At 70.7% G+C, this 23,430-nt stretch carries 23 protein-coding genes; 13 read left to right on the top strand and 10 right to left on the bottom strand.

Annotated features, from left to right (window positions below):
• Positions 1–171: 171 nt before the first annotated feature.
• Together ASG45_RS05420 and tatC are read left to right on the top strand one after the other, a co-directional pair.
• Positions 172–417 carry a twin-arginine translocase TatA/TatE family subunit gene (locus ASG45_RS05420; RefSeq protein WP_055833857.1) on the top strand — a complete coding sequence of 82 codons (246 nt, stop codon included), beginning with the start codon at positions 172–174 and terminating at the stop codon, positions 415–417.
• A 41-nt stretch (positions 418–458) separates the two neighbouring features.
• On the top strand, positions 459–1,190 hold the full coding sequence (gene tatC / locus ASG45_RS05415) for a twin-arginine translocase subunit TatC (protein ID WP_055833854.1): 732 nt from the start codon (positions 459–461) through the stop codon (positions 1,188–1,190).
• Here the strand turns inward: tatC and ASG45_RS16570 are convergent.
• On the bottom strand, positions 1,179–1,532 hold the full coding sequence (locus ASG45_RS16570) for a hypothetical protein (RefSeq protein ID WP_235561573.1): 354 nt from the start codon (positions 1,530–1,532) through the stop codon (positions 1,179–1,181). The two genes, tatC and ASG45_RS16570, sit on opposite strands and share 12 nt — an antisense overlap.
• Positions 1,533–1,626: 94 nt before the next feature.
• A complete protein-coding gene (locus ASG45_RS05405) occupies positions 1,627–1,902 on the bottom strand; it encodes a helix-turn-helix domain-containing protein (RefSeq protein ID WP_055833847.1) in 276 nt (91 codons plus the stop codon).
• 342 nt (positions 1,903–2,244) lie between these two features.
• On the opposite strand from ASG45_RS05405, the gene ASG45_RS05400 reads away from it, so the two are divergent.
• Positions 2,245–3,720, top strand: a complete 1,476-nt coding sequence (locus ASG45_RS05400) for a sugar transferase (protein ID WP_055833844.1) — start codon at positions 2,245–2,247, stop codon at positions 3,718–3,720.
• Between the two features lie 64 nt (positions 3,721–3,784).
• On the opposite strand, the gene ASG45_RS05395 is transcribed toward ASG45_RS05400, so the two are convergent.
• Positions 3,785–5,425: a polysaccharide biosynthesis tyrosine autokinase gene (locus ASG45_RS05395; RefSeq protein ID WP_156458712.1), complete on the bottom strand. Its 1,641-nt coding sequence runs from the start codon at positions 5,423–5,425 to the stop codon at positions 3,785–3,787.
• Positions 5,426–5,750: 325 nt separating this feature from the next.
• Here ASG45_RS05395 and ASG45_RS05390 point away from each other — a divergent pair, with 325 nt between their 5' ends.
• Positions 5,751–8,225, top strand: a complete 2,475-nt coding sequence (locus tag ASG45_RS05390) for a LuxR C-terminal-related transcriptional regulator (RefSeq protein ID WP_055833839.1) — start codon at positions 5,751–5,753, stop codon at positions 8,223–8,225.
• On the opposite strand, the gene ASG45_RS16120 is transcribed toward ASG45_RS05390, so the two are convergent.
• Together ASG45_RS16120 and ASG45_RS05385 are read right to left on the bottom strand one after the other, a co-directional pair.
• Complete coding sequence (locus ASG45_RS16120) at positions 8,226–8,411, bottom strand: hypothetical protein (protein WP_156458711.1); 186 nt, start codon at positions 8,409–8,411, stop codon at positions 8,226–8,228.
• Positions 8,412–8,455: 44 nt separating this feature from the next.
• Positions 8,456–9,151, bottom strand: a complete 696-nt coding sequence (locus ASG45_RS05385) for a DUF998 domain-containing protein (RefSeq protein WP_055833836.1) — start codon at positions 9,149–9,151, stop codon at positions 8,456–8,458.
• Between the two features lie 572 nt (positions 9,152–9,723).
• On the opposite strand from ASG45_RS05385, the gene ASG45_RS05380 reads away from it, so the two are divergent.
• Entirely contained in the window at positions 9,724–11,067 is a 1,344-nt protein-coding gene (locus tag ASG45_RS05380; RefSeq protein ID WP_200943395.1) for a cell division initiation protein, read from the top strand.
• Positions 11,068–11,115: 48 nt separating this feature from the next.
• Positions 11,116–12,051: an aldo/keto reductase gene (locus tag ASG45_RS05375; protein ID WP_055833833.1), complete on the top strand. Its 936-nt coding sequence runs from the start codon at positions 11,116–11,118 to the stop codon at positions 12,049–12,051.
• Between the two features lie 10 nt (positions 12,052–12,061).
• Here ASG45_RS05375 and ASG45_RS05370 read toward each other — a convergent pair whose 3' ends face one another.
• Positions 12,062–12,643, bottom strand: coding sequence for a hypothetical protein (locus ASG45_RS05370; RefSeq protein ID WP_055833830.1), 582 nt, complete (start codon positions 12,641–12,643; stop codon positions 12,062–12,064).
• Positions 12,644–12,790: 147 nt separating this feature from the next.
• Here ASG45_RS05370 and ASG45_RS05365 point away from each other — a divergent pair, with 147 nt between their 5' ends.
• Positions 12,791–13,018, top strand: a complete 228-nt coding sequence (locus ASG45_RS05365) for a hypothetical protein (protein WP_156459379.1) — start codon at positions 12,791–12,793, stop codon at positions 13,016–13,018.
• 200 nt (positions 13,019–13,218) lie between these two features.
• Here ASG45_RS05365 and ASG45_RS05360 read toward each other — a convergent pair whose 3' ends face one another.
• Positions 13,219–13,596, bottom strand: a complete 378-nt coding sequence (locus ASG45_RS05360) for a DUF7882 family protein (RefSeq protein ID WP_055833824.1) — start codon at positions 13,594–13,596, stop codon at positions 13,219–13,221.
• 81 nt (positions 13,597–13,677) lie between these two features.
• Here ASG45_RS05360 and ASG45_RS05355 point away from each other — a divergent pair, with 81 nt between their 5' ends.
• Genes ASG45_RS05355 through ASG45_RS05345 form a run of 3 tightly spaced genes read left to right on the top strand, consistent with a single transcriptional unit; the run spans position 13,678 to position 16,958 of the window.
• On the top strand, positions 13,678–14,265 hold the full coding sequence (locus ASG45_RS05355) for a MarR family winged helix-turn-helix transcriptional regulator (RefSeq protein ID WP_082509266.1): 588 nt from the start codon (positions 13,678–13,680) through the stop codon (positions 14,263–14,265).
• On the top strand, positions 14,262–15,053 hold the full coding sequence (locus ASG45_RS05350; protein WP_055833820.1) for a transglutaminase-like domain-containing protein: 792 nt from the start codon (positions 14,262–14,264) through the stop codon (positions 15,051–15,053). Before ASG45_RS05355 ends, ASG45_RS05350 begins: the two co-directional genes overlap by 4 nt.
• 51 nt (positions 15,054–15,104) lie before the next feature.
• The gene (locus ASG45_RS05345; protein ID WP_055833817.1) at positions 15,105–16,958 is read left to right on the top strand and encodes a DUF2207 domain-containing protein; all 1,854 of its coding nucleotides are present in this window, start codon (positions 15,105–15,107) and stop codon (positions 16,956–16,958) included.
• A gap of 51 nt (positions 16,959–17,009) precedes the next feature.
• Here the strand turns inward: ASG45_RS05345 and ASG45_RS05340 are convergent, their stop codons facing one another.
• A complete protein-coding gene (locus tag ASG45_RS05340; protein ID WP_055833815.1) occupies positions 17,010–17,693 on the bottom strand; it encodes an esterase/lipase family protein in 684 nt (227 codons plus the stop codon).
• 123 nt (positions 17,694–17,816) lie between these two features.
• Between ASG45_RS05340 and ASG45_RS05335 the strand changes: the two genes are divergently transcribed.
• Together ASG45_RS05335 and ASG45_RS05330 are read left to right on the top strand one after the other, a co-directional pair.
• Positions 17,817–18,065 carry a hypothetical protein gene (locus ASG45_RS05335; RefSeq protein ID WP_055833812.1) on the top strand — a complete coding sequence of 83 codons (249 nt, stop codon included), beginning with the start codon at positions 17,817–17,819 and terminating at the stop codon, positions 18,063–18,065.
• Entirely contained in the window at positions 18,062–19,501 is a 1,440-nt protein-coding gene (locus tag ASG45_RS05330; protein ID WP_055833810.1) for a glycosyltransferase, read from the top strand. The genes ASG45_RS05335 and ASG45_RS05330 overlap by 4 nt, the downstream gene beginning before the upstream one ends.
• Before the next feature lie 149 nt (positions 19,502–19,650).
• Here the strand turns inward: ASG45_RS05330 and ASG45_RS05325 are convergent, their stop codons facing one another.
• Positions 19,651–19,836 carry a hypothetical protein gene (locus ASG45_RS05325; RefSeq protein WP_055833809.1) on the bottom strand — a complete coding sequence of 62 codons (186 nt, stop codon included), beginning with the start codon at positions 19,834–19,836 and terminating at the stop codon, positions 19,651–19,653.
• A 90-nt stretch (positions 19,837–19,926) separates the two neighbouring features.
• Entirely contained in the window at positions 19,927–22,584 is a 2,658-nt protein-coding gene (locus tag ASG45_RS05320) for an MMPL family transporter (RefSeq protein WP_055833805.1), read from the bottom strand.
• A 119-nt stretch (positions 22,585–22,703) separates the two neighbouring features.
• On the opposite strand from ASG45_RS05320, the gene ASG45_RS05315 reads away from it, so the two are divergent.
• Complete coding sequence (locus tag ASG45_RS05315) at positions 22,704–23,267, top strand: TetR/AcrR family transcriptional regulator (RefSeq protein ID WP_055833802.1); 564 nt, start codon at positions 22,704–22,706, stop codon at positions 23,265–23,267.
• The last annotated feature ends 163 nt before the right edge of the window (positions 23,268–23,430 follow it).

The following is a 23,430-nucleotide window of genomic DNA, read 5'->3' as shown; positions in this document are numbered from 1 at the left end:
CGTCAGTCAACAGGAGCGCCAGACGGGGGTGAACCGGAGCGGATGCACACCCCGCGAGCGCCGGGCTGGTGAAGTGCGGCAGCAGATCGGGCGATGTTGCCCCCGCGCCGCGGGCTGAGTCACGACCCCCGTCGAGCATGGAAGAACCGTCCGGCTATCGAAAGGTCCCCCATGGGTATTTTTGGGAACGCATTCTCGGGGTGGCACCTCATCCTGATCCTCGCCGTCATCCTCCTTCTGTTCGGCGCAGCCAAACTCCCGGGGCTCGCCAAGAGCGTCGGAGAGTCGGTCCGCATCCTGCGCAGCGAATCCGGCGGTGACAAGAAGGCCAAGGCCGAAGACGAACCGGTCGCCACCGGCGCGGCACAGGACGAACTCCCCCACCGTTCCGAGTCGGGCCCGTCATCGCCCGCGTGAAGTCACCGCGCTCGCGACGCACGAGTGGCAAGAAAGGGGCCATGCCCCTCCTCTCCCACTTCGCGGAACTCCGTCGGCGGATCGCCATCTCGGCCGCAGCCGTCGTGGTCGCCGGAATCGCCGGCTTCGCCCTCTCCGACGTCGTCATCGAAGCCGCTGCTGCCCCGCTCACGCACATTCAGGGGCCGTCGCTGACCGGTTTGAACTTCACACGTCTGGGCGAGGCGTTCGACCTGCGCTTCAAGATCGCGATGACCCTCGGCATCGTTCTGTCCGCGCCCGTCTGGCTCTACCAGGTCTGGGCGTTCCTCGTTCCCGGCCTGACCTCGCGCGAACGGCGGATCGGCATCGTCTTCGTCGGCACCGCAGTCCCGCTTTTTCTTGCTGGAGCCTGGTTCGGGTGGATCGTCGTCCCCCAGATCGTGACCCTGCTCGCCGGCTTCGCCCCCGTCGGCTCCTCGACGATGCTCACCGCGAGCCAGTACTTCGACTTCCTCCTCAAACTGATCGTCGGGGTCGGGATCTCTTTCGTCTCCCCCCTCGGAATCATCGCGCTGAACGCGGTCGGGGTGCTGAGCGCGCGATCCATCATTCGCGGATGGCGTGTCGCTCTGGTCGTCATCATCATCTTCTCGGCGACGGTCACCCCTCCCTCCGACATGATGAGCATGGCCCTCATCGCCCTGCCGCTGTGCCTGCTGTACATCGGCGCCGCGGCGTGGGCGTGGGTGCACGACCGTCGAGCCGCGCGCCGCGCCCTCTCAGCCGGCTGAGCCCGGAGCGGCGGATACCGCCCTGACGTCGCCGTCGTCGAGAAGTCGACGCGCAAGGGTCTGCGCAGCCTCGGGCGACAACGCGAGCGAGGTGCCGATACCGGTCTCGATGACGATCCACGCCGCGGCGTCATCGGTGCGACGGAGCACGCCGACCTCGAGCACGGTCACGATTCCCGGCCCGCTCCCTCGGCCGTCGCGAACGCGGCCGGGCCACCCCCACCCCTCGCTGCGGTGATCCTCATCGTCGGGGTGCACCGTCGCACCGTGATCCGTCGTGCACCACTCGAACGCGCACCGCGCTCGCCGTTCGACGTCTTCGGCAGCTACTCGCCGTTCCATGCCTGACACCTCTCTCGTGGAGCCGCCGGCGACACCGGCGACCCGAACATCGGCGGGCACGAAAGAAGTAAATCGCACACCTCCGACACCGCCCTCAGCGGCCGGGAGCGAGGCCTTCGGGAGGGGTGGGCAGAAGGTCCCGCAGCGGAACCTCCAGCACCTCGGCGAGGGCTACCAGAGTGCGAAGCCGCGGATTCGCCGCGGTGCCCGGGTTGGACTCGCCCTTCTCGAGCTTGCGGTACGTGAAGGTCGCCAGCCCCGCGGCGTGCGCCACTTGCTCCTGCGACATCCGTTTGTCTGCCCGGGCACGGAGAAGCCGCACTCCCAACTCGCGGACGAAGTCGTTCCAGGGATCGGGCGCGTCGGTCATGCTCCCAGCTTGCTCGGGGACTCACGCTCACATACACATGCAAACATGCCGTGATCGCGAGGAAGCTCCTGGCCGCAGCCTCACCGCGTCGAGGTGACGCCCAGAAGCCGTCGGGTGACGCGCCAGGCGATCCGAGACGGGAACTCGCCGCCGGTGCCCGCCCACGCGACGAGCGGGCGGCCTGCCGCACCGGCACGAGGGGCTCTCTTCACCCGCGCCCACACAGCCGGCGCTCTGCCCTCCGCACTCCGACGCGATGAGAGAGTCCCCGCGCCCACGGCCGCTTCCATCCCGGCGCGGCTCTCCAGTGAATGTCCCCCGGGCCCGGACTGCGGAGCACCCATGAATCCTGCCGTCTCACTCACCGAGTCACCCGCGCGGCTGGCGCGGCTCACCCCGCTCGAGTCGCCCCGACGCAGTACCTGGCAGCGTCGATACGCCCGACTCGTCGTCGTCGTCGACGCCCTCGTCGTCGTCATCGCCGTGGTCGGCACCCAGCTGCTCTGGCTGGGGCCGCACCCCGTCGACGTGGCTTCGGTCGCCGTCGACTACACGACGGTGTCGGTCGGCCTCTGCCTGGCGTGGCTGCTCGCCCTCGGCCTCTGGGGGAGCCGACACCCCCGCGTGGTGGGCTACGGCGTCACGGAGTACCGGCTCGTGCTCGCCGCCTCCACCCAGGTCTTCGGGATCGTCGCCATCGCCGCCTACTTGACCAGCGCCGACCTCTCGCGCGGGTACTTCCTCCTCAGTCTCCCCGTCGGCTCCGCGGCCCTGCTCGGTGGGCGGGTCCTCTGCCGCCGATGGCTCGCCGGCAAGCGACGGTCCGGAGCCATGGGGGCACGGGTCGTGCTGGTCGGCGCAGACGAGGAGAACGCGCGCGTGGCCGCCGAGCTGGCCCGCCAGCCCGCCGCGGGACTCCATGTGGTCGGGGTACGACCCCTGGCGCGCGTGTCGTCCGGTCCGACGTGGACGGAGCAGCAGGCCGATCTCCTGCGCGAGCAACTTCGCGTGCTCGATGCCGACAGCGTCCTCGTCTCGGGCGGCGCTCTGCTCGACTCTCACGACATCCGCCGGATCGGTTGGAGCCTCGATCCCGGCCGCCAGCACCTGATCGTCGCCGTGAACCTGACCGACGTCGCCGGGCCCCGCCTGCACACCCGCCCCGTCGCCGGACTCCCCCTCGTGCACATCGAGACGCCCCAGTACTCCGCCAGACAACGGGTGCTCAAGCGCGCCTTCGACATCGTCGGCGCCGGCACCCTGCTCCTTCTCCTGTCCCCGATACTGCTCGTGCTGGCCGGGCTCGTCCGCGCGTCGGGACCGGGACCGATTCTGTATCGCCAGGAGCGCGTCGGCCAGGGGGGCTCGCACTTCGGCATGCTCAAGTTCCGCTCGATGGTCGACGGGGCGGATGCCCGCCTGCACGGCCTTCTGGCCGCACAGGGGCGCGACGGAACGCCCTTGTTCAAGATCGACAACGACCCGCGGATCACCCCTGTCGGTCGCTGGCTGCGGAAGTACTCCCTCGATGAGCTCCCGCAGCTTTTCAACGTCCTGGGCGGGCAGATGAGTCTCGTCGGACCGCGCCCGCAGCGCGACGCCGAAGTCGAGTTCTACGACGACGATGCGCACCGGCGCTTGATCGTCCGGCCCGGTATGAGCGGCCTCTGGCAGGTCAGCGGACGCTCGGCCCTCGCGTGGGACGACGCCATCCGGCTCGACCTCTTCTACGTCGAGAACTGGTCGTTCATCGGAGACCTCGTGATCCTCGCCCGCACCTTCAAGGCGGTGGTCGCGCCCGGGTCCACCGCGCACTGACACGGAAACGACGAAGGCGCCCACCCGGACGGGTCGGCGCCTTCGTCGTTTCTGCGAGGAAGCGTCAGGGGGTCGTGCGTCGTCGGCGCGGGGCGCCCGCGTCGACCGGCGGCTCAGACGTGCGCACCACCTCAACTTCACTCGTAGCTTCACCCGCGTCCCGATCCTTTGTCCTCCGATGAGACAGGGGGCGGAGGGCGCTGACGTTCTCGGCGGGAAGGTCGGCCGACGTGCGCCGCTTGCCGTGCTCCTCGGCCGCGCCGGGCTCGGTCGACGACTTCCGCAGCACCCGCCGCCACCACGTGCTCTTCTCGGTGCGACCGATTCCGTAGCCGTAGTAGCCGCCGTACTGCATCCCGTAATAGCCCGAATCCGCCCCACGGAGCGGCGCGCGGTTCAGCACGACTCCGAGCAGGTGCCCTCGCGTCTTCGCGATGTTCGCGGTTGCCCGCGTCAGCATGTCGTCGGTGGTGCGCCCGGCCGTCACCACGAGGACGGTCCCGTCGGCCCAGCTCGCGATCACCGCGGCGTCGGCGACGGCGAGCGTCGGAGGCGAATCGACGATGACGACCAGATCCTCGGCGAGCTTCCGCGACAGCGCCTGCATGCGCTTCGACCCGACCATCTCGCTCGGGTTGGGCGGGGTTCGCCCCGCGGCCACGACGAAGAGCCGTCCGTGTTCGTCGACCTGATGGGCGACCTGTTCGATCTGCGCGCGGCCGGCGAGGACGTCGGAGAGGCCCACGTCGTCCGAGAACCCGAACATGCCGCCCAGAACAGGGCGACGGAGATCGGCGTCGACGAGGATGACCGACTGCCCGGTCGCCGCGATGCTCACCGCCAGGTTCGCGGCGGTGGTGGACTTGCCGTCGCCGGGGAGCGGGCTGGTGACCACCATGATGCGCGCCGGGCGGTCGACGTCGACGTACTGGAGGTTCGTGCGCAGTTCGCGCATGGCCTCCTTGTGGGCGAACGACCCGCGCCCGTCGCGGATGTCGTCGAACGAGAAGACGGCGCGCCCCGCCGCCAACTCCTTGTCCACCGGGAGCACACCGACCACCGACGCATCGACGGCATCGGTGATGTCGCTGGCCGACCGCAACCGTCGGTCGAAGGTGCGTCGCACCAGCGCGAACACGACACCGGCGACGAGGCCGAGAAGCGCACCGATCATCACGTCCAGTCGTACGTTCGGTGAGGACGGCGAGGTCGGCAGTCGCGCCGAGTCGCCGGCGACGAGTCGCACCGCGCCCTGACCACTGCCCCCCGACTCGAGCTCGTCCACTTGCGTCGTCATCGCGCGGATCCACGCCTCGGCGAGATCGCGGGCCGATTCCGGGGTCGCCCCGGTGGCGTCGACGCGGACGTTCACGGTGTCGACCGGGTTGGAGACGCGGATGCGCTCCACGAGAGCCTCGGGACTGTCGGAGAGGCCGAGCTGCTGTCGAGCCGTATCGGCGACGCTGCGCCAGTACCCCATGTCGATGAACGATTTGACCTTGGACAGCGCCAACTGGTCGCCGGCAAGGGCGGCACCCGTCGAACCGTCCGACGCCACGGCCGCCACGTACCCGCTCGCGTCGGCGGAGTACACCCGCGCCTGCGTGGCGCTCCACCCGAGTCCGGCCAGCCCTCCCAGGACCGTCATCACGACGATCGCCTTCCAGTAGGCGCGCAAGATGCGCATCACTCGCTGAATGTCCACTCTGTGTCCGCCTTTCGCATGACGCGACGGCGAGACCGTCGGGTCGCCCGCAGCATAGGCACAGGCGCGAGGACGCTTCTCTCGGCACGGACGGCCGGGGTGGCGGGCGAGACACTCACGACACGAACCGCAGGGGATGCCGGTCGGCAGTCGAGAAGAGGGTGATGCGGATGGGGTGATGCCGGGGTGACGAGGGGGATGAAAGACCTGTTCTCCGCCGAGTTCGCCCGGTCCTCACCCTCAGGATCAGCACCAAGCGGCCGAGACGTGCCGCGCCGAGAACTCCCACCCTTCGGGGGGAGGCCCCGCCCTAGTGGAGATGACGATGCTGATCGATGTGGACACCCTTCCGGCCGGAGCGCGCGTGACCCGGCGGACGAGCCGTTTCTGGGCACCGCGCGAGGGGCCGATCTCTCATCTGCGCGAGGCCCTCGCGAGCGACATCGTGCTGCTGCGCGGACCCACCGGGGTCGGGAAGACCTCCCTGCTGCGCCAGTTCGCGCTCACCCTGCAAGACGACACCGAGATCGGTGTGCAGCTCATCGACGGCAACCTCACGCCGCCCGAGAGCATCGACCGCATCGCCGAGAGCTTCGCCAGCGGGCCGTCGCGGCATGTGCTGCTGGTCGACAATCACGTCGAGGGCGTCGGCGTCTCCTCCGAACACCTTCTGCAGATGCTTCACGCCGATTCCGAGCTGCGAATCGTCGTGGGCACCCGGTACGCCACCGGTCTGGAGAGCCCACTCGTGGCTCTCGAGTTCGACGTCCATGTCGTGCCGGCCGCTCGCCTGCGGATGACACGTGACGAGCTCGCACTCGTCCTGGCGCTGAACGGGGTCGAGACCACCGAGGCCGCCACCGACGAACTCGCCGAGCGCACCCACGGATGGCCCGCGCTCGGACAGCTTGCAAGCGCCCGGCTCCGTCTGGAGGGCCTGCCGCTGAGAACGCGCGAAGAGGCGATCGCCGTCGCCGACTACGCGGGCGCGGCTCTGACCTCCGACATGGAGCAACGGCTCGATATCCCGATCACCGACGAGGTTCGCCTGCTCGCGGTCGCCCCCTTCATCAACGCGGCACTCGCGGAGGCGATGGGCATCGACTCCACGACGGGTTCGACGGCGGAACTCCTCGTGCACCTGCAACACGCGGGTCTGGTCTGGCCGAGCTCGACACGGCTCGTCCTCGCCGAGCCCATCCGCGAGCAATGGTTGCGCGACATCTCGGCACGTACGCCGGGGGTGGTGACGACCGCCCGTCTGAGCCTGCTGAATCATCTCGTCGAAGCGGGCGAACCCTTGCTCGCCGCGCAGATCGCGGCGGACGCCGAACAGTGGCAGACGCTGGCATCGGTGCTGCGAGATTCCGCTCCGGAGATCTGGGCTCGCGACGCGGACAGCTTCGCTGACCTGGTGGGGCGCTTGCGCGACAGCGCGCCGACCGACCCCCTCTCGATCGACGTGCTCCTCGCGCTCGACCCCGATACGGCGCTGTCACCCGAGACTCCCGGGCTCGCCGTCTCCGCACTGGGCCGCCTCCCCGATGCGAAGACGGCCGCGGCGGCGAGCAACCTCGAGGCTCTGACTCTGCGCATCAGTCTCCTGAGGGCGGCCGGGCGCTTCGCTCTCGCCACGGAGTCGGCGTCGCTCCTCGTCGACGGCCTCCGCCGCCACCGCGATGCGGAGCCGGAGGCTTCCGCCGAGGGGTGGTACCAAGCGGGCATGACCGCGTTCGCGATGGGGCGACTGCGCGACGCGGCGCAGTCCCTCCGTCAATCGGAACGCCTCGCCTCACCCGCCGGCCGATCACGCGTGAGAGGGGCGCTCGCGGTCATCGCGCTCCTCGACGGCGACGTCCGGGGAGCGTCGGGCATCGTGGGCCAGAACCGAGACGACAACTGGACGGCGTCCCCCTGGGGAGAAGGGCTCCGCGTCGCGACGGCATGGCTGCAGTTGGAGGGAGGGGATCCGGCGTCGGCTCGGGCGCTGCTGGACCAGATCCCGTCGACCCGGGGAGCGCGTGAGCTCTGGCCGTACGCCGCGTCGATCCACGCCCTCGCCTTCCTGCTCTCGGGAGCGGCATCCGACTCCCTGGGTCTGCTCCGGGTCTGGGCCGTTCGCGCGCGCAGCACCCCGCCCTCGCACTACCAGTCGACCCAGCTCCTCACCGCGCGGGCGAAAGTCCTGATCGCGCTGCGACAGGCGCGCAAGGCGCTCGCCCTCTTCGAAGGGCCGTTCTCTCTTTCTCCGGCCACCGCGCCGGCGATCGCACTGTCGCAGTTGTACGCGGGGCGGACGCACGAAGCGTTCGTCATGAGCGTCAAATGGGGTCTGCACCACGAGCCCGCTCCGCGCGCGGCTCTCGAGAGTCTCGTCGTCAGCGTGGTGGCCGACGTCCGCCTCAACGGGGTGAGCGCACATCGCACCGCCGCGCAACGCGCGGAGTCGTTGAGCATCCAGCACGATCTGTGGAGTCCGTGGAGCGCCGTCGCACCGGAGGACCGCGCGCTGGTCCTTCAGATGCTGACGCCCGCTGCGCGAGAGCGGGTGAGCGAACGGCGCTCGTTCTTCGCATCATCCGTCAGCGTGCCGCACCTCACCAAGCGCGAGCAGGTCGTGCTCGCCCACCTGACGCCCACCTCGACGATCGCCGACATCGCACGGGTCCTCGTCGTGTCGCCGAACACGGTCAAGACCCAGCTGCAGAGCCTGTACCGCAAGCTCGAGGTGTCCGACCGCTCCAGCGCGATCCGCGCGGCCCACGCGTGGGGCCTCATCGAGATCGAGACGGAGGCCTGATCACTTGGGCCGGCGCCGACGCAGTCGACCGACGACGACGCGAGCCACGACCAGCAGCACCAGGACGACGATCACCCCGGGCACCGACAGGGGAACCCCGGCACCGCGCAGGACCGCGACGACGACGATCAGCGCCGCCAGCGGAGCCAGCAACATCACGATCTGCCATACACGTCGTCGAGTCACGGCGACAACGCTAACCTCTCGCCCGCAGGGCTCGCCCCGCGACCTCAGGAGACCGGTCGGGTGGACCGACGCCCCGGAGCCGCCCGCTCATCGGCCGCCACCTGCAGGCCGAAGACGCCGAACCAGGCGATCGCCAGCGTCGCGGCAGTGAATTCCAGGTTGCCTCCGAGCACCGTGTCCCCGCCGAAGAGCGAGAGCATGGCGCCGGTGAACGACGTCACCCCGACGGCCACGAGGGTCATGACGCTCGCCGCGCGCATCCACGGCCGTCGTCGCAGAGCCGCTACCTGGCCCATCGCCACGATGGCGAGGACGAACCCCAGCACGGCGAACGAGATGTGAAAGAGGTCTTGCACCTGTGCGCCCGGGGTGAACGGAACCGGGCAGCCCGGGGAGCACGTGATGACCGAGGCCACGGCGAAGCAGAGCCCGCACACCAGCAGGGTCGTGGCGACCGGCCATCCGACGACGTATCCCCCGCCTCGACCGACGAGGGCGCGATCGACGAGCACCGCCGCGATGGCGAGCAGAAGCAGCGCGAGATTGAACAGCGGCGCCGTGGGCATGCCGGTCGCACCGAGCTGGCTGACGTACTGCACGCTCGGGTCCACACCCCGGCAGACCCAGATGAGCGCGGCACTGACGAAAGCGGCCGATCCCCCCACGGTCGCGAGCGTGGCGGGTCGAGGCGGTCTCACCCGTGATCGTGCGGGCGCGGACTGGTCGACGGTGTCGATCATCGACTCCTCCTGGGGGACAACGGGGCTCGGCCACATTATCGCTTCACCCCGGGCTGTCCGACGCCGAGGTGATCTGTCGATCCAGCGGGGTGAATTCCCCACGCCCTGGTCCGCCTGCTCGCGCGGCGCACCCGATGCTGGATCCGCGGGCAGAGCGAGCACGTCGCCTGCGAGCCGGGGGGCCGCATTGCTGAATGTCTCGCTCTGCCCGCACCTTTCCCCCTTCGGCGGTACCTCGCGTCGACGACCCGGTCGTAACGGGCGCTGGCGCGCCCATTCACCGGCGCACTCCGGGTGGGGCGAGCGCCGGGGTGAAAAAGGGGGGATCTACGCACCAGCCGGGTCGGATCGATGCAATCGTCGAGATCGAGCGATCGTCGAGTTGTTCTCCCCCAAGATTCGAACTCTTCCACCGCGATCGCTCACTCTCGGATGCGCGGTCTCGCCGCCTCGGCACCCGGCCGCGAGACCGCGCATCCCCTTAGAGCCTCCTCCGAACGCCTTACGCCCGCACGCCGATGGGGTTGAATCAAAGGGCGCCCGGATCGGACGCGCCACCCGAGGAGGACCCCGTGACCGACGACCGCGCCGACCACGAGACCGGCCTGGATGCCCTTCTTCAGGCGTCCGAGAACGGCGACGAAGGGGCGCCCATCTTCCCCGTCGGCTTCCGCGGCTACGATCGCGACGTCGTCGACGAAGCCGTTCGTGAACTCGGTGAACGTCTGCGAAGGGCGGCAGACGACGCGCACGACGCGAAGATGCGCGCCGAAGCGATGTTCGCCCAGCAGCGCGCGGAGCATGATGACGAGCTCGAGCAGGCTGCGCGGCGGCACAGCGAAGAGAACGGCGAGCTGCAGGAACGTCTGCGCGAAGCGGCGGCGCGTGCCGCCGAGGCCGAGACACGGGCATCGGCGCTGTCCGGCGAGTTCGCCGCCCGGCTCGGAGAGGACATCGATCCCGAACAGGGGCGACAGCAGTTCGATGCGATCCTGCGCGTCGCCGAAGAACAGGCGACCGTGCTCGTGCAGAACGCCGTCGGGCAGGCGGAGCGCCTGCTGACGAGCGCTCACGACGAAGCCGCCTCCATCCGCGAGGACGCCGTCGCCGAGCAGTCCCGCCTCCGTGCCGAAGCCCAGCACGACGCCGACCAGATCCGCCTCCGCATCGAGACGGAGGCGACGGCGCACGCCGCGCGTCTCGAGCGCGAAGGCGCGCACGCCGCCGAACGGGTGTCGCAGGCGGAACGCGAGGCCGTGGCGGTGCGCACCGAAGCCGAGAAGGGCGCGGCCGCCCTGCGTTCGATGGTGTCTCGCGAGACGGGGGATCTTCGCGCGAAGGCGGAGCGCGACGTCCGCGAGATGACCGCGCGGGTGCTCGAGTTCGAAGAATCCCTCACGCGACGGCAAGACGATGCGCAGCAGGAGTTCCTCGTGCTGCACAACCAAGCGGTCGCCCACGCCGAGCGGATCACCTCCGATGCGAGCGATCAGGTGGCGGCGGCACTCGCGCACGCGCGCCGGATCAGCGCCCGGGCCGACGACTACGAGCGGCTGGCCCGCGCCCAGGCGCAGCAGGTCGAGGCCGACACGCACGTGCGCGCGCGCGACATCCTCGACGGATCCCGCGAGAAAGCACAGCGCATCGCCGACACGATCACGACGCACGCGGCGTCGGTCCTCCGAGACGCCGAGGACCGAACCCGTGATCTGCGGTGGCAGCAGCAGCAGCTGAGCAGCTTCATGGCCGAGATGAACGAGCTTCTGCGCGCTGTGCCCCGCGGTGGGTCGACGGGTCTCGACCTCGAAGACGACGCACCGACTTCGAGTACCGAACACGACGAGAAGCACACCGAGGTGGAACGAGACGTCACGGTCGGCGCGCACGAGGACGACGAGGTCGATCCTCCCAGCTGACGTTCGGCGCGCATGCTCTCCCGGAGCTCCCCGGCTAACGTGGGAAGCATGCGCACCGTCCCCCTCGGCCCCTCCGGCACTCGAGTCCCCCACGTCGTCGCCGGAATGATGCGGATCGACGGGAAGAGCGACGAGGACGTCCGCCGGCTCTACCGCGCCGCGCGCGACGCGGGAATCGATTTCTTCGACCACGCCGACATCTACGCGGCCGAACTGCACTCCGCCGAACGCCGGTTCGCCGAAGCCCTGTCGCTCGACTCGGCCGAACGGTCGGAGATCCGCCTGCAGACCAAAGCGGGGATCGTTCGGGAGGGGCCGTACTTCGACTTCTCGTACGACCACCTGGTGTCATCGGTCGAAGAATCCCTGCGGGCTCTGCGCACCGACTACGTCGATGTGCTTCTTCTCCACCGCCCCGATGCCCTCGTCGAGCCCGACGAAGTGGCTCGGGCTTTCGACCACCTCGAGTCCGCGGGCAAGGTGCGGGCGTTCGGCGTCTCGAATCACACACCGCGTCAGATCGACCTGCTGCGCACGGCCGTACGCCAGCCTCTCGTGGCCAACCAGGTGCAACTGTCCATCGCCCACGCGCCTCTGCTCACCCAGGGGCTCGCGGCGAACATGGAGGGCACGGCGCAGTCGGCCGTGCTCGACGGGGGCGGCCTGATCGAGTACTGCCGCATCGAGGGCATCACCCTGCAGGCCTGGTCTCCGCTGCAGGGATCGCGGGGTGGTGGGGTCTTCCTCGACAACCCGGCCTACGCCGAGCTCAACACGGTCATCGGCGAGCTCGCCGCGCGCTACGGGGTGACGCCCCTCGCGATCGCGGTCGCGTGGATCACCCGACACCCGGCCGGAATACAGGTGGTGCTCGGCACCACCACGCCCGAGCGCCTCACCGAGGCTGCGGCGGGTTCCGACATCGACCTCACCCGCGCCGAGTGGTACGCGCTCGTGCGCGCCGCGGGCTACGTCGTCCCCTGACCGGTGTGTCTCAGTCGCCGCGACGCCCCCGGCGACTGCGGGAGATCACGACGATGAGGCCGACTCCGACGATGACGGCGGCGATCAGCGGAACGAGGACGAACGCGAGTCGACCTGTCTCCGCCTCGGCGTCGGGTTCCGCCTGAGCGGAATCCTCCCCCGCCGAGGGGGAGGCGGACGACTCGGGTGCCGACGAGGTCGCCGGAACCGGCTCCGCCGTCGCCGCGGTGACGGTGACCGTCGCCTGCGCCAACGTCGACTCCCCCGTGCCGACCGCGATTACGATCTCACCGGCGCGCGTCGGGATGAGCTCGACGGTCGCTGATCCGTCGACCACCGCGACGCGGGCGGTCGTCCCGCCCGCGTCGACGCCGTCTCCGTCGAAGGCCGCGGCGTCGGTGGCATCCATCCCGAAGGTGGCCGTCTCGAGGCCCCCGAGACCTGTCGCCGTGACGGTGGTGGTCTCGCCGATCGCCACGGCCGCCGGGTCGATGGTCACCGCCGGTCCCGTCGTGGCCTGTGCCGCCGCGGGAGCGAGGGCCAGCGAGGCGAAAAGTACGGAGATGGCCAGAACGGCCGGTCGGAGGCGCACGGGGGGTTCCCTTCGTCGGTCCGCGTAACGGTACCCACCGCGGCGACCGACCGCGCGGTGGTGGACGCGGACGCCGGGGAGCGCTAGGGATCGCCGCCCGACCCGCTTCGCTAGGCTGTGCTCGACATCCACGAGGAGGGGAAGCTCATGACGTCGATCCGACCGTTTGCGGGAGTCTTCCTCTGCGGCATCGCGGCTCTCGTCTTCGCCGCCCCGACGCTTTTTCTCGCCGCGGACTCGCCGACGGGACCCAAGGTCGCGTTCCTGGTGGTCGGGACGATCATCCTCGCCCTGGGAGCGCTGCGCATCCGCCGGGAAGGCGCCGCGAGCGCGTGCGGGACTGACGAGCCCGCGAAGCGCGTCAGCGGGGAGTGACCGCTTCCCGGTCTTCGATCAAGACGACCGAGATCGGTTCGGTGGGCAGGTCCCAGGCGGCGACGGGGTTCATGAGCTTCTCTCTTGCGACGGACGTGAGGTGAGGTTCTGCGCTGTGTCACGCGTCGCCGCCGCGAGATCGGCGTCGATGCGCGTGCGGGCCGGCGGTGCGGCAGTCGGGGCCCCCGGCGGGCCCCCGATCACGCGACGCGGGCGAGCGAGCGCGTCGCGTTCGCGGATCGGGGCGCCGGACGCGCCGGGGCCTCGGCCGCCGGAGCTGCGTCGAGCATTCCGTCGAGGCTGAGTCCGCGCGAGGAGTTCGCGTCGTTGGCCATGCGCTTGAGGATGTTCTGGTCGAGGGACTCGGGCTGCTCGGAGTCGAAGACGAACCGCAGGGGGATCGACGGCTGCAGCCAGATCGTCGAGCGTCCGGCCGGTTCGTTCGGGCCGTGCACCCACGACAGGGTGAAGCTCTCGCCACGACGGAGCTTGGTCGCCACGACGACCTTCACGTGTGCCAGCAGTCGGTCCTCGATGATGATCGGCTCGACGGTCGTGCCGTAGAAAAGCTTGGCCATGGTGTACCCCTCTGCTCGTTGCTTGTTTGAGAACTTACTAGTTAGACTAGCGAATAGGCAAACAAGATATTAGGGGACCGGATGACGACCGAAAGCAGCACGCCTCCGTCGTACTGGTACAGCGAAAGCGCCGACGACGAACGGGGATCCCGGGTCATGGAGGCACTGCGTGCGTATCGCAGCGCCGAGATGGCCATGCGCCGTCGCACCCAGGACTCGATGGCGATGGGCGAGAACGAGCTGCTCGTTCTGCGCTATCTGACGCGGGCGGCGGGGTCGGGTCAGGACGTCACTCCGATCCACCTGGCGCGCCATCTCGGCGTGTCGACGGCATCCATCACCGCGCTGCTCGACCGTCTCGAGAAGAGTGCCCACGTGCGGAGGAGTCCGCACCCGACGGATCGCCGGAAGGTGCTGGTGTCTGCGACGATCCACGCCGACGACGAGATGCGCGACACGTTGGCGGCGATGCATCGACGCATGATGCAGGCCACCCGCGGAATGACCGAAGCCGAGACGACGGCGGTCACCGCCTTCCTCGGGCGCATGCGGTGCGCCGTGACGAACGCCTGCGCCTCGACGGGAGAACCGTGTTGCGCGATCGCGGGGGTCCCCGCCGTCTCCCCCTCGGCCGTCGTTCCCGAGACCGTCCCGGACGTGGCGGCGTGAGAGCGCGAGTCACCGCGGCCATCGAGCTCCAGGTCGACAGCGACGCCGACGTCGTCCTCTCGATCGCGGCCGCCTCGGGGTGGACGGATGACGAGCGACTCCAGGTGCGCACCACCGCCGGGGTGCTGCCCGTCACCGAGAGCGTCGACCACCACGGCGGACGCCTGCATCGCGTGACGCTGCCGGTCGGCCATGTTCGGATCGACTACGACGCCGAGGTCACGAGCCCGACCGCCCCCGCTCCCTCGGATGAGCTCGACGCGGTGCGCTACCTCCGGCCCAGCCGTTACGTCCCCTCCGACGCCCTGGGTGACGGCATCCCGAACTTCGGCGGGGCCGCACCCCGCGAACTGGTCTCGCTCGTGCCGCAGTGGGTCGCGGATGCGCTGTCTTACGTGAGCGGGTCCAGCGGGCCCACCGATACCGCTCTCGACACCCTCCGCAGCCGCGAAGGGGTCTGTCGCGACTACGCCCACGTGACGATCGCGCTTCTGCGCGCCCTGGGCGTTCCCGCCCGACTCGTCTCCGTCTACGCCCCCGGCCTGTCCCCCATGGACTTCCACGCCGTCGTCGAGGCCTTCGTCGACGGACGGTGGGAGGTGGTGGATGCCACCCGCTTGGCGCCGCGCCCCCACTTCGTCCGCATCGCGACGGGGCGGGACGCTGCCGACACGGCCTTCCTCACCACGCTGTCGGGAACGATGACGTTGTCTTCCGTCGAGGTCAGCGCCGTCGCCATCGGCGCCTTCACCACCGACGACCATCGCGGCGCGGTGCTCCTACCCTGAGTCCCCCTCACGGGGGATCCCCGCCGGAACCCCGCGCGGTAACGTCGCAGCATGGACGTCTTCCCCCCGCCGTCTCGAGCCCTTCGCCGCGCCGCTGCCCTCGTGGCGGTGTTCGCACTGGCGGTTCTGCTCGTCGCCATCCCCCGCCCGGCCGCGGCCGACACCGACGACTTCACGTTCGACTCCTTCGACGCCGACATGAGCTTGTCGCGCACCTCGGACGGGCACGCCGAGCTCGCCGTCGTCGAGACCATCGTGGCGCGCTTCCCCGACGAGGATCAGAACCGCGGCATCGTGCGGGCGATCCCCGACGATTACGACGGAGTGCCGTTGCAGACCCGTGTCGTGTCGGTCACCGACGCGTCGGGCGCCGACGTGCCCTACGAGATCGAGGAGGGGCGCCGCGAGGTGCGGGTGCTCACGGGCGACGACGATTACGTGCGCGGCGTGCAGACCTACGTCATCTCGTACACGCAGCGCGACACCATCCGGTCGTTCGCCGACACCGACACCGACGAGTTCTACCGGGACATCAACGGCACCGACTGGGAGCAGCCGTTCGGCGAGGTCTCGGTCCGACTGAGCGTCGACTCGTCGCTCTCACCGACGGCGATCGACGGGGCGGCCGCGTGCTACGTCGGAGAGCAGGGCTCCGACGCGCGGTGCGACATCACCCGCACCTCGGATGCAACGGGGTCGCTCGTCTGGACCGCCGGGGCACGGGACCTCGGCGCGGGTGAGAACGTCACCGTCGCGGTGGGCTTCTCACCCGGCACCTTCGTCCCAGGCGAAGTCGTCCGCACTCCCATGGAGCAGTTCTCCGTCGACGCGGCGCCCGCTCTGGCGGGGCTCTCCCTCGGCGCGGTGGGCCTGGCGGTGGCCGCAATCGGGACCGCCGTCGTCGCGCGCCGCCGCGGGCGGGATGCCGCCGGGCGCGGGGTCATCGTGCCCGAGTACGCCCCACCGTCCGACGTCGACGTGCTGCAGGGCGCTGAACTCGTGCAGCGCGGGGGCGCCGGTATCCCCGCCGCTCTGCTCGACACGGCGATCGCGGGCCATCTGCGCATCGTCGAGTCAGCGGACGACGTACAGACCCTCATGCTCGAACTCGTGCGCACCGACGACGCGAGCCCCCTGCACGCCGCGGTGCTCACGGCCGTCTTCGGCTCGGGAGCCCGGCCCGGTGCCCGCGTCGTGCTGGGGCCCGACCGGCAAGACGTGGCGAAGGCGTTGCAGGCGCTTCCCCCCGGCGCCTCCGCAGAACTGCGGGCGCGGGGATGGACCCACCCGCAGCGTCACGGCCTCTCGATCGGCGCCGGCATCACCGCGGTGGCGGCATTCGTCGTCGCGGTGGGAGCCCTCATCTTCGCGGCGATGGGAACGGCCCCCACGTGGTGGCAGATCGCCGCGATTCCCGCGACCGTGGTCCTCGGCATCCTGGCGTTCGTCCTGCTGCGCTACCGCGACCGCGTCACCGACGCCGGCGCCCCCGCCCGCGACCACCTTCGGGGCCTGCGCGACTACCTGCAGCTCGCGGAGGCCGACCGCCTGCGCGTTCTGCAGAGTCCCGAGGGAGCCGAACGGCGCCCCGTCGACACGGCGGACTCGGCGCACGTGCTGCACCTGTACGAGCGCCTTCTGCCGTGGGCCGTGGTGTGGGGAGTCGAGCGCGAATGGGCGCAGGTCCTCGACACGCGTGTGCGCGAGAACGGCGGCGAGCTGGGCTGGTACGCCGGCTCGAACGGCTTCTCGTCGACGGCCTTCCTCGCCACGATGGGATCGATGCGCACCGCCAGCGCCCCGGCGACGGCCACGACGAGCGGATCCGGGAGCTTCTCGGGCGGGTCGTTCGGCGGGGGCTTCTCGGGCGGCGGAATGGGCGGAGGCGGCGGCGGCGGTCGGTGACGCCGTCGGGGCCGCAGCTCGAGACCGTGGCGGGACGACGTCCGCGAGGCGTCACTCCGCGACGCGGATGACCTCCGCGATCACCCGCGGGTCGGCCAATACGCGGAAGTGCCCGCCACCGGCGAGCCGGACGTTGCGCGCCCCCGCCAGCTCGCTCCCCTCGGGGATGTGCGGGTCGAACAGACCGTAGACCGAGACGATCCGCACGTTCGCTTCGGCCGCAGCGGCGAGCGCGCGCACGGTCGCGTCGCCCGAGGCGAAAGCCCGCAACGACGGGGTGGGCATGAGCCGGCTGTAGCGCGAGCCGCCGAAGGGCGTGGCCACGGCCACCATGGCGCGCACCCTCTCGCCCTCCGGATGGAAGGCCATGACGTGCTTGCCGATCAGCCCGCCCTTGCTGTGGGCCACGAGCACGACGTCGTCGAGCCCCCGCGCGACGAGCAGCGCGGCGACGCGATCGGCGGCGTCGGCCACGGGCCGAAGATTGCCGCCCAGCTCGGTGACGACGTGCACCGGGTGCCCGCGGTCGTGCAGGGCTCTCGCGAGAGGTTCCATGAAGCGCCAGGTCTCGTAGATCCCGGGCAGCAGCACGATCGGGGTCCCGCTCCCCTCGGCGAGCGCATCGGGGGCGTCCCGACCGGTGAGCGCCCGCACTTGACCGCGCACGGCGTAGACGTAGTCGCGCACCCACCACCCGAGGTCGCGGATACCGGTGCGGAGCTTCGCGATCACCATGTCCCCATCCTCGTCGAGGCTCCTCCGCGCGGGCGTCGGGTTGCGCCGACGGGCCTCGCCGCACACCCGCGCGGTGCGCGCAACCCGCGTCTCGGTGTCTGCGGCCCGTCGTAATCTGTCGCCATGGACACCTCGGATATCCGCTGGAACGAGCCCGCCCGCCAGAAGATCCTCGACGACGCCGACGCGGTGTTGCGCGAGGCCGTCGTCGCCATCGCCCGCGAGAGCGACGGCATCTCCTCCGACGAGGCGTTCGCGCAGATCAACGCCCGCATCAAGGACCGCTTCATCGACTACGAGCCGGGTCCCGACATCCGCACGTACGCCGACGCGATCGCCGCCGGGGAGATCTCCCCCGACGACGCCGGATGACGCGCGGCCCCTCTCTTCCCCGCGGTCGGCAGTTCGTCCTCACGTGGGGCATACCCGCTGAGTACGGCGGCCTCACCGCCGCCCTCCTGCAGCGGTCGCGCGCCTTCGCCGACCACGGCTCCCCCGTGCACGTGCTGACGTGCGACGACCGCGACGATCGGGTCGCCGTGTCGGCGCAGCTCGAGCGTCGCGGTGCCCTCGCCCCGGGGGTGCACCTCACCAACCTGTGGGATTGGCTTCGCGAGAACACTCTGCGAGGCCGTCCGGTCGCCGCGGGTGCGGGATTCTCACCCCTGCCGGCCTCGGCCACCGCCGAGTACACCGGGGGCCTCCTGGTGCGGCGGATACGGACGGATGCCGCGGGGGCGGTGCAGCAGATCGATCACCTCCGCGCCGACGGGACGATCGCCGTCAGCGACCGCCGCGATGTCGCCCACGGCTCCGGCCGTACCCGGCGCGTCATCGTGGCCTGCGATGAGAGCGGCGCCCCTCGCGCCGCGTGGCGCGGGGTGAGGGAGCTGTACACCGCGTGGCTCGACCGGCTGACCGGCGGTGCCCGGTCGTTCCTGCTCGTCGACAGCAAGGCCATGGCACGGTTCGCGGCCGGGTATCGCCGAGCCGGCGTGGTCGTGCTGCACGTGGTGCACGGCTCCCACCTGACCGACGACGGCAGCGCCATCCGCGCCTCCCGCGCGGAGGTGTTCTCGCGGCTCAGCGCCTTCGACGCCGTCGTGTTCTGCACGCCACGGCAGGTGGCCGACGTGCGGCGCGAGGTCGGGCCCATCCCCCTGCTGACCGCGGTACCGCATCCGGTCGACGTGCCCGACGCCGATACTCGTGCACCGCGCGACGGCACGGTGGTGGTGGCCCGGCTCGAGCCGATCAAGCGCGTCGACGACGCGGTCGACGCCATCGGGCTGGCACGGTCGCACGGCGCGCAGGTGCACCTCGACGTGTACGGCGACGGTCCCTCCCGCGCCGCTCTGGAGCGACGGGCCGGCGACGGCGTCGTGTTCCACGGCTTCGATCCCGCCGCGCGCGATGCCCTCCGGCGCGCCTCGACGCTCCTGCTGACGAGTCGTTCCGAGGCCTTCTCGCTCGTGGTGGCCGAGGCGATGGCCGCCGGCTGTCTGCCCATCGCCTACGACGTGCCGTACGGCCCCCGCGAGCTCATCGCCGACGGACGCACCGGGTGGCTCGTGGCGCCCGGTGATGTCGCCGCGCTGAGTGAGGCGCTCGCGCACGCGGCATCCGCCAGCCCGGCGACCCTCGCCCGCATGCGCCGTGCCGCCGTCGAGAGGGCACGCGCGTACGACGAGGCCGCGGTCCTACGCCTGTGGGGGCGCGCGCTCTCTCGGGCCCGACGGAGACACCGGCTCCGGGGGACCACCTGGCGCACCCGCGAGATGTTGCGGCGCCGCCTTCGGATCGGCTGAGATCCGGACCTATCCGGCCCACGCAGGCGTAACGTTCCTCTCACCACCCCGGCATCGCCGGCGCGGAAGGCACCGATCTCGGTGCCACCGACGACTCCCGTCCGTCGAGCCCTCCCCCACGCGGCTCCGGACGGGAGTCGCCGCCGTTCTCAGCGGTCTTCGCCGTAGCCGCGGATGCTGCGCAGGTCGTCTTTCAGGTCCTCGTTCGACACGTCGTCGTTCACCTGGGCGTCAGCGGCGCGCTGCTCCTGCTCGCCCTGCTTCTTCTCTTCGACCCCGGCGTCGGTCGCACCGTCCATCACGGGGGCGTCCTGGGTCTCTTCGCGGTCAGTCATCGTCGTCCTCCTCGGAAAGGGTGGTGACTGGCATCCTGACCCCCTTCGTCGCGAGCCGACCGGGGCTTGCGCCGACCTGGCCCGAGATGCTCACGCGTCGTGATGCGCCGGGTGACGACGCTCGAGCGCCGAGCCCTCGACGTCGACGTTCGGCACGATGCGGTCGAGCCATCGCGGCAGCCACCAGGCCGACCCTCCGAGAACGTGCATGATCGCGGGGATGAGGAGCATGCGCACGATGAACGCGTCGAAGAGCACGCCGAGCGCGAGGCCGAGACCCATCGACTTGATGATCACCGCGTCCGACGCGATGAAGCCCGAGAACACCGCGATCATGATGATCGCCGCGGCCGTCACGACGGTGCGTCCGGCGCGGAACCCCTGCGCCACCGCCAGTCGGGGCGCGGCCCCGTGCGCCCACGCCTCGCGCATGCCGGTGGCGAGGAACAACTGGTAGTCCATCGCGAGACCGAACAGGATGCCGACGAGGATCACCGGTAGGAAGCTGAGGATCGGGCCGGGGTTGTGCACGCCCAGGATGCCGCCCAGCCAGCCCCACTGGAAGACCGCGGTGACCGCGCCGTAGGTCGCGAACAACGACAGCACGAAGCCCACCGTCGCGATCAACGGCACCAGCAGCGAGCGGAAGACCATGATCATGATGAGGAACGACAACCCCACGACCACCACGAGGTAGATCGGCAGCACGTCGGCGAGACCCTCGGAGATGTCGATGTTGATCGCGGCGGCGCCCGCGACCCCCAGCTCGATGTCGCCGTCGACCGCGGGGAGGGACCGTAGATCGCGCACGAGCTGCTCGGTGGACACCGCGTTCGGGCCCTCCTTCGGGATGACCTGGAACGCCGCGAGCGTCCGGTCGTCCGACACCGCGACCGGGGCCACCGCGGCCACATCGTCCTGCGCGAACAGCTCGCGCGCGACGTCGAGCTGGATACCCTGCACGTCGGCCTCGGCGGTGCCGGCGGGCAGCGTCGCGGTCACGAGCAGGGGGGCGTTCGCCCCGGCGCCGAACGCCTGGTCGGTCCAGGTGAACGCCTGGTACGCGGTGGAGTCCTCGGCCTCCGACCCGCCGTCGGGCAGGCCCAGCCGCATCGACAGGGCGGGGATCGCCACGACCAGCAGCGCCAGGGTCGCGATCACCATGGTGAGCACGGCACGCAGCGTCGACATCGGCTTCACCGCGGAGACCGTCGCGATCGACCCCGTGCGGGCGGCGCGACGCGGGTGCTCGGCGGAGGCGACGGGAGGCTCGGCGGACCGGGCTGCACGACGCGGATGCTCGGCGGAGTCGACGGGAGCCGGGGCCGAGCCCGCGGCCCGGCGCGGGCGCTCCATCGCGTCCGCGGCGGCCGTCGCCCTGGCGCGGGCCTTGCGGGTGAGGATCCGTGGACCGGCCAGCCCCAGCAGCGCGGGGATGAGCGACACCGCGATGAGCACGGCGACCAGCACGCTCACCGCCCCCGCCGTTCCCATCAGGCCGAGGAAGGGGATGCCGGTGATGTTGAGCGCCAGCAGGGCCACGATCACGGTCGTCCCGGCGAAGACGACGGCGTTCCCGGCCGTTCCGTTGGCGAGGCCGATGGATTCGACCACCTCGGCGCCCTGCAGCAGCTGGCGCCGATGGCGGTAGAGGATGAACAGCGCGTAGTCGATGCCGACGGCGAGGCCGAGCATCACGCCGAGGATCGGGGTGACGGATGCCATCTGCACCACGCCCGAGAACGACAGCGTGGCCATGGCCCCGATGGCGACGCCGACGAGCGCGGTGACGATGGGGAACGCGGCTGCGAGCACCGAGCCCAGAACGACGACGAGCACGATGGCGGCGATCGCGACGCCGATGGCCTCGCCGACGCCGAGGATCTCGGGCACACCCTGAGCGATCTCGGTGTTGAACGCCACGTCGACGCCCGGCACCGGCTCGGCCGTGAAGTGCTCGACGACGGCGTCTTTCGAGGCCTCCGACAGCTCCAGCCGCGGCTCGCTGAAACCGACGTTGACGATCGCGGTGGACGCGTCGTCGGACACCAGACGGATGGCATCCGCGAACGACAGCAACTCGGCTCCGTCGGCGAGCTGGGTCTCCTGCGCGGAGATCTGCGCGAGGCCGTCGGTCACCTGCGTCTGCTGCTGCGCGAGCGCCGCGCGCTGCTGGTCGAGCTGCGCCTGCTGCTGGTCGAGGGCCTCGAGCTGCGCCTGCTTCTGCGCGGTGGGCAGCGGCGCGGCCTCGAGCTGCGCGCGGGCGGCATCGAGCTGCTGCTGGCCCGCGTCGAGCTGCGCCGTCCCCGCGTCGAGCTGCTGCGCGCCCGACTCGGCCTGCGCGCGGGCGTCGGCGAGCTGCTGGCGGCCGTCGACCACCTGCTGTCGCTGATCGTCGAGCTGCTGCTGCGTCGAGAAGGGATCGGTGACGCGCGCCACGTCGGGCAGATCGCCTGCCGAGGCGACCAGCCCCGAGATCCCGCTCTTCTGCTCATCGGTCAGCGCCGAGCCGTCGGCGGTGCGGAACACCACCGCTCCCGAGGCGCCGCTGAAGTCGGGCAGCTCCTCCTGCAGCTTCGCGATGACGTCCCCGGATGCCGTGCCCGGGATGTCGAAGCTCGAGCTGAGGCCCTTGGAGCCCAGCAGGAAGCCGCCCACCACTACGCCGAGGATCACGGCCCACGCGACGATCACCGTCCACGCGCGGCGCGCCGCGAAGGTTCCGAGACGGTGCAGCAGTTCAGCCATGCGGGATGTTCCTCTCGTGCGGTGCGCGCGGAGGAGCACCGTCGGCTCCGACCAGTCCGTCGAAGATAACACGCACCGTCTCGTCTCGATTCGGCTCGAGGTCGTCCAGAATGTGTGTCATGGCTCTTCCGCGCAGTGGACCCGTTCGCAGCGAGGCGGCGCGCCTCGCGATCATCGATGCGGCCGTCGCCCTCTTCGTGGAGCGCGGCTACGACCACCTCACGATGGAGGGCATCGCCCGGCGCGCCGGCGTCGGCAAGCAGACCATCTATCGCTGGTGGCCGAGCAAGGGAGACGTCATCGCCGAGGCGATCCTCGAGGGCCGCCTGCTCGGCGGCCGGCGCGACCTCCCCGACACCGGAGACGCGCGCATCGACCTGGCCGACTGGCTCGACGAACTCTTCACCCTGCGCGCCAGCCCCGAGGGCGAGGGCATGCTGCACTCGCTCGTCGCCGCGGCCGCCGGAAGTGCCGAGACCGGCCGACGACTGCGCACCGAGATCCTCGCGGCGCCTCTCATGGCGCGATTGTCCGAAGCGCTGGGAGGAGCCACCGGGCCCCGTCTCGACGCCGCCGCCGACGCCCTGGTCGGAGCAGTGATCCTGCGCGCCCTGAGTCGCGAGGCCTTCCATCGCGACGACATGCTCGCTCTCGTCGACGCGATCGTGGGTGCTCGCACCTGACCCGGCGGCGGCCGCAGGACTCAGGATCGAATAGCACATCGCTCGAAACGGCGTCCAGCCCACCCACGCACATCTTCATCCCGTAGAATCGTGCGCAGCAAGGGGAGTACTCCCACGCGACGATCTCGTCAATACGGCCACGCCATCGTGGACCCGGGACGTC

Source organism: Microbacterium sp. Leaf436 (assembly GCF_001424715.1).
Classification (GTDB): domain Bacteria; phylum Actinomycetota; class Actinomycetes; order Actinomycetales; family Microbacteriaceae; genus Microbacterium.
This window is presented reverse-complemented; position numbering and strand designations above follow the sequence as displayed.

Bases quoted from the DNA above. Each gene is read 5' to 3' on its own strand.
- ASG45_RS05375 (WP_055833833.1), top strand. From the start codon at position 11,116: ATGCGCACCGTCCCCCTCGGCCCCTCCGGCACTCGAGTCCCCCACGTC.
- ASG45_RS05325 (WP_055833809.1), bottom strand. From the start codon at position 19,836: ATGACTGACCGCGAAGAGACCCAGGACGCCCCCGTGATGGACGGTGCG.
- ASG45_RS05385 (WP_055833836.1), bottom strand. From the start codon at position 9,151: ATGATCGACACCGTCGACCAGTCCGCGCCCGCACGATCACGGGTGAGA.
- ASG45_RS05330 (WP_055833810.1), top strand. From the start codon at position 18,062: ATGACGCGCGGCCCCTCTCTTCCCCGCGGTCGGCAGTTCGTCCTCACG.
- ASG45_RS05360 (WP_055833824.1), bottom strand. From the start codon at position 13,596: ATGGCCAAGCTTTTCTACGGCACGACCGTCGAGCCGATCATCATCGAG.
- ASG45_RS05405 (WP_055833847.1), bottom strand. From the start codon at position 1,902: ATGACCGACGCGCCCGATCCCTGGAACGACTTCGTCCGCGAGTTGGGA.
- ASG45_RS05345 (WP_055833817.1), top strand. From the start codon at position 15,105: ATGGACGTCTTCCCCCCGCCGTCTCGAGCCCTTCGCCGCGCCGCTGCC.
- ASG45_RS16570 (WP_235561573.1), bottom strand. From the start codon at position 1,532: ATGGAACGGCGAGTAGCTGCCGAAGACGTCGAACGGCGAGCGCGGTGC.
- ASG45_RS05315 (WP_055833802.1), top strand. From the start codon at position 22,704: ATGGCTCTTCCGCGCAGTGGACCCGTTCGCAGCGAGGCGGCGCGCCTC.
- ASG45_RS05320 (WP_055833805.1), bottom strand. From the start codon at position 22,584: ATGGCTGAACTGCTGCACCGTCTCGGAACCTTCGCGGCGCGCCGCGCG.
- tatC (WP_055833854.1), top strand. From the start codon at position 459: ATGCCCCTCCTCTCCCACTTCGCGGAACTCCGTCGGCGGATCGCCATC.
- ASG45_RS05390 (WP_055833839.1), top strand. From the start codon at position 5,751: ATGCTGATCGATGTGGACACCCTTCCGGCCGGAGCGCGCGTGACCCGG.
- ASG45_RS05365 (WP_156459379.1), top strand. From the start codon at position 12,791: ATGACGTCGATCCGACCGTTTGCGGGAGTCTTCCTCTGCGGCATCGCG.
- ASG45_RS05400 (WP_055833844.1), top strand. From the start codon at position 2,245: ATGAATCCTGCCGTCTCACTCACCGAGTCACCCGCGCGGCTGGCGCGG.
- ASG45_RS05335 (WP_055833812.1), top strand. From the start codon at position 17,817: ATGGACACCTCGGATATCCGCTGGAACGAGCCCGCCCGCCAGAAGATC.
- ASG45_RS05420 (WP_055833857.1), top strand. From the start codon at position 172: ATGGGTATTTTTGGGAACGCATTCTCGGGGTGGCACCTCATCCTGATC.
- ASG45_RS05340 (WP_055833815.1), bottom strand. From the start codon at position 17,693: ATGGTGATCGCGAAGCTCCGCACCGGTATCCGCGACCTCGGGTGGTGG.
- ASG45_RS05355 (WP_082509266.1), top strand. From the start codon at position 13,678: ATGACGACCGAAAGCAGCACGCCTCCGTCGTACTGGTACAGCGAAAGC.